The organism is Rhizobium sp. Leaf341, from assembly GCF_001424325.1.
In the GTDB taxonomy this organism is placed as follows: Bacteria; Pseudomonadota; Alphaproteobacteria; order Rhizobiales; family Rhizobiaceae; genus Ferranicluibacter.
This window is the reverse complement of sequence record NZ_LMPE01000015.1, coordinates 240,322-252,269: the sequence shown is the minus strand read 5'-3', so window position 1 is coordinate 252,269 and position 11,948 is coordinate 240,322. Positions and strand designations below refer to the sequence as shown.

The window sequence follows — 11,948 nt, the reverse complement described above, 5'->3', positions numbered from 1 at the left end:
CGTTCGTGCATGTCGCCGACAAGTGAGCCGCGGTTTCGGGAAACGACACGCATCACAACAAGACCTTAAAGCACGCTGCGTCGATTCTTTCTCCCGCAACGCGCTTTGGGTGCGGGCGCGGGGCGGGTGTGCCGGGCGCTATCGATCGGCGGGCGCGAGGCCGGGGCCGCGATGACGACACGGTGGAAGGCCGGTTGCGGGTGGCGGAATGGCCCTGCTATGACGGGGGAACGCGGGGCGGACGCGGGCAAGACACGACAGGACCTCGAAAGGACACTCCATGCGCAAGCGCGCCATCATCATCGTCGACCTGCAGAACGACTATCGCACGGACGGCCGGTTTCCGCTTTCCGGCATCGACGCCGCCGTCGCAAAGGCGGCCCGTGTGGTCGAGGCCGCGCGCCGCGCCGGCGACCTGGTCGTCCATGTCCGCCACGAAAGCCCGGCCGACGGTCCGTTCTTCGCCGTCGGCACGCAAGGGGCGGAGATCATGGCCGCGATGGCGCCGCAGGCGGGCGAGGCGATCGTGACCAAGCGCTTCCCCAACGCGTTCCGGGAGACCCCGCTCGCCGGGATGCTCGCATCCGCCGGGGTGGACGACGTCACCGTGATCGGCGCCATGAGCCATATGTGCATCGATGCGACCGCCCGGGCGGCCGCCGATCTCGGCTTGCGGACGACCATCGTGGAGGATGCCTGCGCCACGCGCGATCTGGCGTTCAAGGGCGAGACCGTGCCCGCCGGCACGGTGCATGCGGCCTTCATGTCGGCGCTGGCCTTTGCCTATGGCGAGGTCGTCTCGACCGAGGACTATCTCGCGCGATAACGGGCGTCTGGCCGGGAGGGCGCCGTTCAGCGCTCGCCCGGAACCGGCGTCGGGTGGCCGTCGGCATCGAGGGCGACCATGACGAAGATGGCGTCGGTCACCTTTTCCATGCGGTCGGAAAGGTAGCGCTGCGCCCAGGCCTCGACCTTCAGCGTGATGGACGTGCGGCCGACGGCGGCGATGTCGGTGTAGATGCACAGGGTGTCGCCGATCTTGACCGGCAAAGCGAAGGCCATCTCGCGCACGGCGGCGGTGACGACCCGGCCGCGGGCGCGCTCGGCGGCGCGGATGCCGCAGGACAGGTCCATCTGGGCCATGACCCAGCCGCCGAAGATATCCCCGGCGGCATTGGCATCGGCCGGCATGGCAAGGGTTCGCAAGGTCAGTTCACCGCTGGGCGTCGTCATGGCCTTCTCCGGCTGTTGCAGCGCCGCCGGGAGCGCCGGTGGCAAGCCCCGTGCTATCGCGGTTGTGCGCGTTCGTCATCCCCCCACAGGCTGGAAAGGTGCAAAGCCGCCACTGGTCGCCGTCGACCTGTCGACGCGCCGTCGGCGGTTTGCCTGTCTGCGTGGTTTGCCTGTCTGCGTGAGGCGACGCTTCCTCAAGCGCGTTGCGTAAAAATGGAGTCACGCAACGCGCTTAAGGTCTTGTTGTGATGGATGTCGTTTCCTGAAACCGCTGCGCACTTTCGCGCGACATGCATTAATCTTGGGGTTGAACGGCAGGTTTTTCTTAAACCTTTGACGGCACGGTCCAGCCCATGTTCGTGCGCGTTCGGCGTCGATCCCCAGTCCTGCCAGAGCGATGATCCGGCCGGCGACCGCCCTGTCGGGCGGCGTCGTCGCGCGTCCCGTGCTCTGCATCCTTGAAGGAGCGCCGCATGCGTCCACTTTCCCTGTCCGTCGTTCAGCGCAATGTCGCGATCACGCTCACCCTCGTCTGTCTCGGTCTCGCCACGCTGGTCGCGGCCATGCATGTGCGGCTGAGCGCCCATGTGATGGCCAATGCGGATGTGGATGCGCGCGACGCGAGCCGCGCCATGGCCGTGCTCTATGCCGTGACGGCGCCGGGGATCCGCATGACCCTCAAGGACGGCCAGCTGGCGGACATCCGGGCGGAGGCCATGCCCGCGATCGCCGATCATGATCTCGTGGACCGCACGGCCGAGACGATCGGCGGCGTCGCCACGATCTTTGCCAAGCAGGGTGCCGACTACGTCCGGATCTCCACCAATGTGAAGACGGAGACGGGCGCGCGCGCCGTGGGCACCAAGCTCGCACCCGCGCATCCGGCGCAGGCGGCCCTGGCGCGCAACCAGGCCTATTTCGGCCAGGCCGTGCTGTTCGGGCGGGATTACATGACCGGCTACGTGCCGGTGACCTCGGCTGCGGGCGCCGTCGTCGGGGTGATCTTCATCGGCATCCCGATGGAGGTCTATTTCGCCAAGATCCACGAACTGCTGATGCTGTCGCTGGCGACGGGTGCCGGCGTGCTGGTGCTGATGGGCATCGTGGCGACGCTCGCGATCCGCCGGACCATGCGCCCGATGTCGATCCTGACCGGGTCCGTGGCGGCGATTTCCAGGGGCGATCTCGACGCCCATGTGCCCTATGCCGCGCGCCGGGACGAATTCGGCGCGATCGCCCGGGCGCTCGCCGTGTTTCGCGACACCGCGCTGTCGCGTCGCCAGATGGAAGCGGACAACGCGGCCGAGCGGGCGCTGACCGACGAGGAGCGTGCAACGCGCGATGCCGAGCGCCGGGCGACGGAGGCGGAGATCGAGCGGGCCGTGACCGCACTCGGCGCCGGGCTCGACCGGCTGGCGCGCGGCGACCTCACGCAGACCATCGACACCCCGTTCACCGGCCGGCTGGAGACGCTGCGGCAGGACTTCAACGGCTCGATCGCCCGGCTCGACGAGACGCTGGGCGGGATCCGCCAGAGCGTGATCGCGATCCAGGACAATGGCGGCCGGTTGCACGGCTCGGCCGACGATCTCTCCCGCCGCACCGAGGCGCAGGCCGCCTCGCTGGAGCAGACGGCCGCGGCGGTGGAGGAGATCACGGTAACCGTCAGGGCCTCTGCGGGGCGGGCGGCCGAGGCCAACGGCCTCGTGCGCGACACCAAGCAGAGCGCCGACGATCAGCACCATGTGGTGACGAGCGCGGTGGCGGCGATGGGCCGGATCGAGGCGGCGTCGCAGGAGATCGAGCAGATCATCTCCGTGATCGACGACATCGCCTTCCAGACCAACCTGCTCGCGCTCAATGCGGGCATCGAGGCGGCGCGGGCTGGCGATGCGGGCAAGGGCTTTGCCGTGGTGGCGCAGGAGGTGCGGGAACTGGCGCAGCGCTCGGCGGACGCCGCCCGCCAGATCAAGACGCTGATCGACACCTCGACCAAGGAGGTGGGCGCGGGCTCCCGCCTCGTGACGCAGGCCGGCGCGGTGCTCTCGGCCATCAGCGCCAAGATTTCCGTGATCAGCGACCATGTGGACATGATCGCCACCGCCAGCAGCGACCAGTCCTCGGCCCTCAGCGAGGTCAACACCTCCGTCAACCAGATGGACCAGATGACCCAGCAGAACGCCGCCATGGTGGCCGAGACCACCGCGGCGAGCGGCGCGCTGGCGACCGAGGCGGATGCCCTGATGGCGCTGGTGGAACAGTTCCGGCTGGGCACAGCCGGGATCGGCGGGCAGGGCCAAATGCAGGGCTTTGGGCAGGGGGACGGGCAGGGCTTTGGACACAGGCGTTCGCCGCGGACCGCTCGGGCTGCGTGACGCTTGTCCTGACGGGGGCGCGTGCTCTGGTCCTGCTCGGCGCGCAGTGACGCCATCGTGGACGCGCGGATCTGCGGGTCCGGGTTTCGCGCGATCGGCAGGGTGGTGCCGGTGACGCTGGCTTTCGCGAGAGCCCCTCATCTGCCTGCCGGCATCTTCTCCCCGCTCGCGGGGAGAAGGGACTCGTGGCGCGCGCGAGGTGCGGCGAGTGCTCGATCCGTCAGAGCACGCAGTGACGCCGTTGCGGACGCGCGGATCTGCGGGGCGGGGTTTCGCGCGATCGGCAGGGTGGTGCTGGCGACGCTGGCTTCCGCGAAAGCCCCTCATCTGCCTGCCGGCATCTTCTCCCCGCTTGCGGGGAGAAGGGACTCGTGGCGCGCCCGACGTGGGGCGAGTGCTCGATCCGTCAGAGCACGCAGTGACGCCGTTGCGGACGCGCGGATCTGCGGGGCGGGGTTTCGCGCGATCGGCAGGGTGATGCTGGTGGCGCTGGCTTTCGCGAAAGCCCCTCATCTGCCTGCCGGCATCTTCTCCCCGCTTGCGGGGAGAAGGGACTCGTGGCGCGCGAGGTGGGCGAGTGCTCGATCCGTTGCGGGTCGATCCGCTGCGGGTCTGGCGGTTCCGGGTCAGGTGGTTGCAGGTCAGGCGGTTGCGGGTTTCGGGTCGGCGGGGAGGCCCAGGCGGACGCGCTGGCCGCGGGCATAGCTGAGCGCCCAATCGTGCTGGACGAAGGACTGGTGGCGTTCGGTGCCGTTTTCGACGATGACGACGTTCCATTCGTCGCGATCGGCGACGACACGGACCGCCAAGGCGGCGGTTGCGTTGGATGCGGTGGTCTCTGCCTGACACTTCATGCGCGGCCCTCCTCCCGGCCTGTCGATGCCTGCCCCCTGGCCGGCCAGCTCCGAAACGATCCGGTTTCCGGGTCCGATCGCGCTTTTCAGGCGACATCCCGCAACTTCAAAACGTCTGGAAGCTCTCTCGCACCGTCGGTTCCAAGCCCCCTTGAACCGTCCGGTCATCCCATCGCGGGTGCCTGCACCCGCTTGCGGCTGCGTACACCCGCAGCGCCGGTGCCATTCTGCGCACCCGAGCCCGATGATAGCGATTTCCGGGCGCAGAGGCAACGGCGACGGCTGGTGCGAAACCGGACAGATGTAACCATTCATTTACCATGCTCGACTAAACTCGGGAGATGGGCACCCGCGTGCGCCGCATGCCCGCACATCGCCGAAGACGGCGTGCAGTCTCGACCGTGCGCAGACAGCCTCTCGTCGGGTCGACAGGCCCGGTAGCCCGAGGCTTTCGGGTTGAGCGAGGCTTTCCGGCTTCCGGGCGATCTGCGGCAACCGGTTCCGTTCGAAAAGGCGACATCCGCATGGCCCCTTCCTTCCCGTCTTCCCGCTCCGTCTTGCGTCGGTCGCTGCTGTCGGTCGGGCCGATGCTGGCGCTGACACTGACCATGGCGGCCTGTTCGACGGATGCCCTCGAGCCGTCCGAGCGCATGAGCGGCGTTCGGCCTGCGGCCCGGATGCAGCCGGACCGCGAGGCCCGGCCGGCGGGCTTGGCGCGTGACCCGGCGGCCGCATCCGCCTCGCCGATCCCGGCCGAAGGGATCGATATCGACGGCATGGTGACGGCCGGGAGTGGCGTTCCGTCTGGAGGGGGCCTTCCGTCTGGAGGGGGGCTTCCGTCAGGAGAAGGGCTTCCGGCCGGCGGCGTGGTCGGGCTTGCCGAGGAGCAGAGCCGCGACATCCATGCCGGGTCGTCCGGCTATCCCTATCAGACGGCGTCTGCCGGGCCGGTGCTGGTCGACGGCATCGGCACGAACAGCGTGCACGTCCTGTCCGTTCCGGCACGGGAAACGACGGCCGGTGCCGCATCGCCCGCGGCAGCCGAGGCGGATCCGGACCTGCCGCCGCTGACGCCCGAGCGGATGGCGATGGAGGAACGGCGCAAGGCCCAGTTCCTGGAGCAGGAACAGCGCACGATGCGGGAGCGGCGTGACAGGCGACGCGAGGAGCAGGTGGCGTTTCTGCCGCGGGGCGGCCATCCGGTCGGTGGGATGTCCGAGCCGGATGTGGGCGAGCGGATGCCCGGGCCCGATGTCGGCGGGCGGATGCCCGGGCCTGAAGTCGGCGGGCGGATTCCCGGGCCGGATGTCGGCGGGCGGATGCCCGCGTCGGAGGTCGCCTGCCGCCAGCGGCTGACGAAGCTCGGCGTGACCTTTGCCGACGTGCCGCGGATCTCCAACGGTCCCTCCTGCGGCATCGACCACCCGATCCAGCTTTCCGGCCTGTCCGGCGGCATCGCGGTCAAGCCGGCGGTGAAGCTGAACTGCGAGGTGACCGAGGCGTTCGCCCTCTGGGTCAAGAACGAGCTCGCGCCCTCGGCGCGCTATCGCTATCTCAGCGGCATCGGCACCATCAAGCCGCTCGGCGGCTATTCCTGCCGGACGATGAACTCACGCCGCGGCGCCGCCATGTCGGAACACGCGCATGGCAATGCGATCGACGTCGGCAAGTTCGTGCTGAAGAACGGCAAGGCGATCGACGTGCGCAAGCCCGGCTTCTTCGCCTTCCGCGAAAAGGGCCTGCTGAAGGCGGTGCGGCAGGACAGCTGCAAATACTTCAACACGGTGCTCGGGCCGGGCAGCGATCCGTTCCACAAGGACCATTTCCACTTCGATCTGCGGGAGCGGAAATCGGGCTACCGGCACTGCGACTGAAGCGCGGTGCGTGAAAAAGGGTTCACGCAAAGTGCTTCAAGGTCTTGTTTGGATGCCTGTCGTTTCCGGAAATCGCTGCACAGTTTCGGGCGACATGCCTGCGGCCGGAGAGGCGCGCACCCTTGTGCGGCAGCGGACAGCGGGACGCGCAAAAAGAAGGCCGGTCGCCCGTCTTGCGTCGGGCGCCGGCCTTGAAAGAACCGGCGGAGGGGACTGCCAGCCGATCGGTGCAAATCACGACGGCGGGCGGTGCGGCCGCGCCTGTTGTGCCCGGTGAGCATGCGTGATTCCGGCGAAGGATTGATGACAGTCGGCCGACGATGACGGTAGCCTCGTCGGAGGTCGGCCCCGGCAGCGGGAGGCGGCCGGCGGGACGCTGCACGCGCGCGCGGCGCGGCGTACATGCGAAGGTCGGGTGACTTTCGGCCGGGGGATGCCATATAAGGCATCCCGTCCCCCTCATTCCGGATGATCCCATGGCGCCCATCGTCACCGTTTCCAACCTCGTCAAGACCTATGGGTCGGGGTTCCAGGCGCTGAAAGGCGTCAGCCTCGAGATCGAGGAAGGCGAAATCCTGGCGCTGCTCGGACCGAACGGCGCCGGCAAGACGACGCTGATCTCCATCATCTGCGGCATCGTCAATCCGAGCTCCGGCACCGTGCACGTCAACGGGCACGACGTCGTCAAGGATTTTCGCGAAACGCGCTCGATCATCGGACTGGTGCCGCAGGAGCTGACCACCGACCAGTTCGAGACGGTGTGGAACACGGTGTCGTTCTCGCGCGGGCTGCACGGCAAGAAGGCCAATCCGGCGCATATCGAGAAGGTGCTGCGCGACCTGTCGCTGTGGGACAAGAAGGACAACATGCTGCGCGAGCTTTCCGGTGGCATGAAGCGGCGCGTGCTGATCGCCAAGGCGCTCTCGCACGAGCCGCGCATCCTGTTTCTCGACGAACCCACCGCCGGGGTGGATGTGAATCTTCGCAAGGACATGTGGAAGGTCGTTCAGACATTGCGCGAGGGCGGCGTGACGATCATCCTGACCACGCACTACATCGAGGAGGCCGAGGAGATCGCCGACCGGGTGGGCGTGATCAACGGCGGCGAGATCCTCCTGATCGAGGAGAAGAGCGCGCTGATGAAGACGCTCGGCCGCAAGCAGCTGCGCATCGAGCTGTCCGAGCCGATCCTTGACGCGGGGCTTCCGCGGGGGCTCGAGCCCTACGGACTGGTGCTGGAGGACGCAGGCGCGCGGCTGGTCTACGACTACGACGCGGCGAGCGGACGCACGGGCATCACGACGCTTCTGGCGGCCGTTGCCGAAGCGGGCTTGCGGATCAAGGACATCTCGACGCGGCAGAGCACGCTCGAGGACATCTTCGTGGAACTGGTGGAGAAGCGGGCATGAGGTTCGGCGCGGGCATGAATTTCCAGGCGGTCAAGGCGATCTACCTGTTCGAAATGGCGCGCACGCGGCGCACGCTGCTGCAGAGCGTGGTGTCGCCCGTCATTTCCACCTCTCTCTATTTCATCGTCTTCGGCGCGGCGGTGGGCTCGCGCATCCAGGAGATCGAAGGTGTGTCCTACGGGGCGTTCATCACGCCCGGGCTGATCATGCTGACGCTGCTGACGCAGTGCATCGGCAACGGCTCCTTCGGCATCTACTTTCCGAAATTTACCGGCACGATCTACGAGATCCTGTCCTCGCCGATCTCGATGGCCGAAATCGTGCTCGGCTATGTCGGGGCGGCCGCGACCAAGGGCATGATGATCGGGCTGATCATCCTCGCCACGGCCTCGCTCTTCGTCGACCTCCACATTGCGCACCCCTTCGTGATGCTGGTGTTCTTCGTGCTGACGGCGGTGACCTTTTCGCTGTTCGGCTTCCTTATCGGCATCTGGGCGAAGGATTTCGAGCAGCTCAATCTCATCCCCATGCTGGTCATCCCGCCGCTCGTCTTTCTCGGGGGAAGTTTTTACTCCGTGTCGATGCTGCCGCCTTTCTGGCAGGCCGTCAGCCATGCCAACCCGGTGCTCTACCTCATCTCCGGATTCCGCTGGTCCTTCTTCGAGATCTCCGAGGTCAACCCGGTCGTCAGCTTTGTCATCATCCTTGCGTTCCTGGGCGTGCTGATGGGACTGCTGGTGTGGATTTTCCGCACGGGCTATCGGCTGCGGAACTGAACCGGCGGTGTGGCCAGGGGCGTGAAGGGCAACAGACGCGGCGCTCTACGGAGAGCGCGGACTAGTCCCGCAACCGCAGCTCGTCGGTCTTCATCTGCATCATGTCGAGGGTCGAGAGGAAGCTCATGCCGAGCAGGCTCTGGTCGAGCTTGCCGTCTTCGGCAACCGTGGCGCGGACGTCGGTGCGGACGATGGGGCCGATGGCGACTTCGGCCAGCGTGACCGGGGCGCCGCGGGCTTCGCCGTTGGCGGTCATCAGGCGCTGGGTGAAGGCGAGGCTGTCGGGGTCGAGACCGAGGCTCTTCGCGTCGGCATAGGACAGGGCGACGGTGCTCGCCCCGGTGTCGACCAGCATCTGGACGCTCGCGCCGTTGATGGCGACGTTCGCCTCGAAATGGCCGTTCATCACCTTATGCAGCACCACTTCCTGATAGCCTTCATTGTCGGTGAAGACGGCGGCGCGGCCGGGCATCAGGCCGCCGGACAGGCGCGCCCAGTAGGCTTCGAGCTCGCCGCGATAGAGATAGGCCGTGACGACGGCGAGGAAGATCAGCACCCACAGCGCGAACTGCCGCACGCTTTCGCTGAGGTTGCGGCTGCGCCAGACGCCGGCGGCGAAGACCGTGAGCAGGGCCGTCATGCCGACCAGGCTCGCAAAGCTGTCATTGTCGAGGCCGAGCGTGCGGCCGCTGCCCTGGTTGACAAGCAGAAGGACGAGCCCGAGGCCGAGAATGCCGAGCGCGACGGTCAGCCTGTTCATCGTTTGGCGCGCTCCCGCGGCATGCGGTCGCGGCGGGGGCCGCGTGCGTCCGGGCGGTGTGCGGCGCCGAGCGCGCCGATGCGGATGTGCAGGCCGCTCATGATGTGCCGGCGCTCGCGGTCGCTGTAGAGCGTCCAAGACGCGATCTCGTCGCCGGTCCGCCCGCACCCGCGACAGAAGCCGGTGGCGATATCGATGGAGCAGACGGAAGTGCAGGGTGATTCCATGGAAAGTCCGAGCGGGGAATGGTCTGTGACTATCGACGTCTCACGCAAAGAGCGCAAGAGCGACGAAGAGGGCTGTTTCCGCCAGCTGTTGTGTGGCTCCGATTGTGTCGCCCGTATGGCCCGACAGGCTCCGCCGGACATATCTTGTCCAGAGCGGAACGGTGGCGGCGACGCTCGCAAAGGCGAGGAGCGCGGCGGTGAGGGGAACGCCGGCCAAGAGGAGGCCGATGGCCGAGAGCACGACGCCGGAGGCGAGCGCCATCGTGACGGCGGAAGGCAACGGTTGTCCGGCCTCGGCGGCGACGCCGGTCTCGCGCGCCGGCGGCAGCAGCGACCAGTGCCAGACCATGCCCGCCCGGCTGAGCGCGGCCACGGCAAGGAGGGCGAGCGCGCACCCGGCGGTCGACAGGCTATCGGCCAGATCGGCGATGGCGACCGCCCGCAGCGCCAACGTGAGGACGAGCGCGATGACGCCGTAGGTGCCGACGCGGCTGTCCTTCATGATCTCGAGCGCATGGCCGCGGTTGCGACCGCCGCCGAGCCCGTCCGCCGCATCCGCCAGCCCATCCTCGTGCAGCGCGCCGGTGACGAGCGCCTGCACGCCGAGAGCCAGCAGGGCGCCGAGCAGCGGATCGGCATCGAGCGCCAGCGCAAGGGCAAAGACAAGACCCGCGGGAACGGCAATGACGAGGCCGGCCACGGGGAAGGCGCGGACCGTGCGGCCCATGCGTCCGTCGTCGCCGTCGAAGAAGCGCGCGGGCACGCTCAGCCGGCTGAGAAAGGCGAGGGCGCGCATCGTGTCGGTGAGAAAGGTGCTTGCTGGGTTCGTCACGCGGGCGGTCTCCTCTGTCGGGGTTGCGGGTCGCAGCGTCTGGTTCCGCGTCTGTTTCGCAGTTTCCGCTCCTATCGGTCCCGGCAAGCCGCCGGGTCGGGCGTGCGGTGGCCGGAAACCGTCCCGTGATCCGCCGCCACGGGCGTCCCGGCGGGCATCTCGGGCTGCGCGGAACGGCGTCTCTCTGCTGCATGATTTATCCTTAAATCGATTCCGATTTGCAAAGCGATGCAGTAAGAGGGCGCGAGACGAGATGCCGCGTCGCTGCCTGCCCGCCGATCAAAGCCGGGCGGCATCGGCGCGGGACGGGCCGGAGATCCGGCCAGAGGCGCGGCTGCCCGGCAGCCCGAAAACCGGCCGATACGGAGGCCGGAGAAAAGGATGAGCCAGATGAGTGCCAGCGGTCTTCCGTTCGATGATTTTCGCACGCTCCTGCGGCAGCTGCCGGGCCCCGATTCGGGCGCTCTTGCGGCGGCGCGCGCCCGCGACGCGCAACTGACCAAGCCGGCCGGCGCGCTGGGACGGCTGGAGGAGATCGCCTTCTGGCTGGCGGCGTGGCAGGGGCGGGCACCCGCCGTGACGCGGCCGCTGGTTGCGATCTTCGCCGGCAATCACGGCGTGGCCGCGCAGGGCATCACCCCCTATCCGCCCTCGGTGACGGCGCAGATGGTGGAGAACTTCGCGGCCGGCGGCGCCGCCATCAACCAGATCTGCGTGACCCACGATCTCGGGCTGAAAGTGTTCGACCTCGCGCTCGACTATCCCACCGCCGACATCACCCAGGACGCGGCGCTGACGGAGCGCGACTGCGCCGCCACCATGGCCTTCGGCATGGAAGCGGTGGCCGGCGGCACGGATCTGCTCTGCATCGGCGAGATGGGAATCGGCAACACGACGATCGCCGCGGCCATCAATCTCGCGCTCTACGGCGGCACGGCGCGCGATTGGGTCGGCCCGGGCACGGGCTCGCATGGCGATCTGCTCGAGCGCAAGATCGCCGCCGTGGAAGCCGCCGTCACCCTCCATGGCGATCATCTCTCCGATCCGCTGGAGGTGCTGCGGCGGCTCGGCGGACGCGAAGTGGCGGCCATGGCCGGCGCGATCCTCGCCGCCCGCATGCAGAAGATCCCCGTGATCCTCGACGGCTATGTCGCGACCGCGGCCGGCGCCATTCTCAAGGCCGCCAATCCCGCAGCCCTCGATCATTGCCTGATCGGCCACGTCTCGGCCGAACCCGGCCACATGGCGGCGATCGAAGAGCTGGGCAAGACCCCGCTGCTGGCGCTCGGCATGCGGCTCGGCGAAGGCACGGGCGCGGCCCTCGCCGCCGGCATCGTCAAGGCCGCCGCGGCCTGCCATTCCGGCATGGCGACGTTCGAGCAGGCGGGCGTGAGCGGCCGGACGGAGTAAGGCGCGGTTTGATGCCGATGGTTCTGGTTGGGGTTGCCCCTCACCCTAACCCTCTCCCCGCCTGCGGGGCGAGGGGACGTGGCCTGCGGAGCGGGTCTATACGTGGCTGGGACGGTGCCTCAGGTCCCTTCGCCCCGCCAGCGGGGAGAAGGTGCCGGCAGGCGGATGAGGGGCGGATCCGGTGCGGGCGTGAGCGGG

General features: G+C 68.2%; 11 protein-coding genes. 6 read left to right on the top strand and 5 right to left on the bottom strand.

The window, feature by feature from the left end; all coding sequences use genetic code 11:
• The first annotated feature begins 280 nt into the window (after positions 1–280).
• On the top strand, positions 281–826 hold the full coding sequence (locus ASG03_RS16030) for a cysteine hydrolase family protein (RefSeq protein ID WP_062694482.1): 546 nt from the start codon (positions 281–283) through the stop codon (positions 824–826).
• A 26-nt stretch (positions 827–852) separates the two neighbouring features.
• Here ASG03_RS16030 and ASG03_RS16025 read toward each other — a convergent pair whose 3' ends face one another.
• Positions 853–1,233 carry an acyl-CoA thioesterase gene (locus ASG03_RS16025; protein WP_062473862.1) on the bottom strand — a complete coding sequence of 127 codons (381 nt, stop codon included), beginning with the start codon at positions 1,231–1,233 and terminating at the stop codon, positions 853–855.
• A 473-nt stretch (positions 1,234–1,706) separates the two neighbouring features.
• On the opposite strand from ASG03_RS16025, the gene ASG03_RS16020 reads away from it, so the two are divergent.
• Positions 1,707–3,608: a methyl-accepting chemotaxis protein gene (locus ASG03_RS16020; protein WP_082475805.1), complete on the top strand. Its 1,902-nt coding sequence runs from the start codon at positions 1,707–1,709 to the stop codon at positions 3,606–3,608.
• Between the two features lie 641 nt (positions 3,609–4,249).
• On the opposite strand, the gene ASG03_RS16015 is transcribed toward ASG03_RS16020, so the two are convergent.
• The gene (locus ASG03_RS16015) at positions 4,250–4,462 is read right to left on the bottom strand and encodes a hypothetical protein (RefSeq protein WP_062694480.1); all 213 of its coding nucleotides are present in this window, start codon (positions 4,460–4,462) and stop codon (positions 4,250–4,252) included.
• A 524-nt stretch (positions 4,463–4,986) separates the two neighbouring features.
• Between ASG03_RS16015 and ASG03_RS16010 the strand changes: the two genes are divergently transcribed.
• The 3 genes from ASG03_RS16010 (at position 4,987) to ASG03_RS16000 (ending at position 8,521) form a co-directional block, all read left to right on the top strand.
• Positions 4,987–6,336, top strand: coding sequence for an extensin-like domain-containing protein (locus ASG03_RS16010; RefSeq protein WP_062694478.1), 1,350 nt, complete (start codon positions 4,987–4,989; stop codon positions 6,334–6,336).
• Between the two features lie 476 nt (positions 6,337–6,812).
• Positions 6,813–7,745 (top strand): ABC transporter ATP-binding protein, encoded by a 933-nt coding sequence (locus tag ASG03_RS16005; RefSeq protein WP_062694476.1) that lies wholly within the window; start codon positions 6,813–6,815, stop codon positions 7,743–7,745.
• A gap of 14 nt (positions 7,746–7,759) precedes the next feature.
• Positions 7,760–8,521, top strand: a complete 762-nt coding sequence (locus ASG03_RS16000; protein WP_062474560.1) for an ABC transporter permease — start codon at positions 7,760–7,762, stop codon at positions 8,519–8,521.
• A 61-nt stretch (positions 8,522–8,582) separates the two neighbouring features.
• Here ASG03_RS16000 and ASG03_RS15995 read toward each other — a convergent pair whose 3' ends face one another.
• Genes ASG03_RS15995 through ASG03_RS15985 form a run of 3 tightly spaced genes read right to left on the bottom strand, consistent with a single transcriptional unit; the run spans position 8,583 to position 10,304 of the window.
• Positions 8,583–9,281 (bottom strand): retropepsin-like aspartic protease family protein, encoded by a 699-nt coding sequence (locus ASG03_RS15995; RefSeq protein WP_062473854.1) that lies wholly within the window; start codon positions 9,279–9,281, stop codon positions 8,583–8,585.
• Positions 9,278–9,508 carry a DUF1289 domain-containing protein gene (locus tag ASG03_RS15990; protein WP_062473852.1) on the bottom strand — a complete coding sequence of 77 codons (231 nt, stop codon included), beginning with the start codon at positions 9,506–9,508 and terminating at the stop codon, positions 9,278–9,280. The genes ASG03_RS15995 and ASG03_RS15990 overlap by 4 nt, the downstream gene beginning before the upstream one ends.
• Before the next feature lie 40 nt (positions 9,509–9,548).
• A complete protein-coding gene (locus ASG03_RS15985) occupies positions 9,549–10,304 on the bottom strand; it encodes an adenosylcobinamide-GDP ribazoletransferase (RefSeq protein ID WP_062695240.1) in 756 nt (251 codons plus the stop codon).
• Between the two features lie 426 nt (positions 10,305–10,730).
• Here ASG03_RS15985 and cobT point away from each other — a divergent pair, with 426 nt between their 5' ends.
• Complete coding sequence (gene cobT / locus ASG03_RS15980; RefSeq protein ID WP_062695238.1) at positions 10,731–11,750, top strand: nicotinate-nucleotide--dimethylbenzimidazole phosphoribosyltransferase; 1,020 nt, start codon at positions 10,731–10,733, stop codon at positions 11,748–11,750.
• Positions 11,751–11,948 lie beyond the last annotated feature (198 nt).